Raw genomic sequence first — 519 nt, 5'->3', positions numbered from 1 at the left:
ACCACTCTTTACGCGCGATTTCGATACCGTTCAGACGGCCGGACGACATGATCTTGATACCGAGAGCACCCAGGCGCATTGCATTTTGCATTGCACGCTTCATGGCGCGGCGGAACATGATCCGTTTTTCCAGCTGCTGAGCGATCGAATCGGCGATCAGTTGCGAGTCGATTTCTGGCTTGCGAATTTCTTCGATGTTCACGTGAACAGGTACGCCCATGATCTTGGTCAGCGCGGACTTCAGTACTTCGATGTCTTCGCCTTTTTTACCAATGACCACGCCTGGACGCGAGCTGTAGATCGTGAAGCGCGCGTTCTTGGCTGGGCGCTCGATAACGATGCGACCAACGGATGCGTTCTTCAGTTTCTTTTTCAGGTAAGCACGTGCTTTCAAGTCTTCGTTCAGCATGGCAGCGAAATTACCGTTGCCTGCATACCAGCGCGAAGCCCAGTTACGGGTGACCGCCAGACGGAAACCGGTTGGATGAATTTTCTGACCCATCGTGGCTCCTTAGTTAC

General features: G+C 53.2%; 1 protein-coding gene. It reads right to left on the bottom strand.

Annotated elements, in window-relative coordinates; translation table 11 throughout:
* Positions 1–502 (bottom strand): 30S ribosomal protein S3 (rpsC, locus tag ASN89_RS27970; RefSeq protein WP_082654738.1); only part of this gene is annotated, 502 nt, incomplete at its 3' end.
* Positions 503–519 lie beyond the last annotated feature (17 nt).

Origin of the sequence: Janthinobacterium sp. Ant5-2-1, assembly GCF_001445815.1 — a bacterium.
Lineage (GTDB): Bacteria > Pseudomonadota > Gammaproteobacteria > Burkholderiales > Burkholderiaceae_D > Janthinobacterium > Janthinobacterium lividum_E.
The sequence above is the reverse complement of the archived record's forward strand: the minus strand, read 5'-3'. Positions and strand labels throughout refer to the sequence as shown.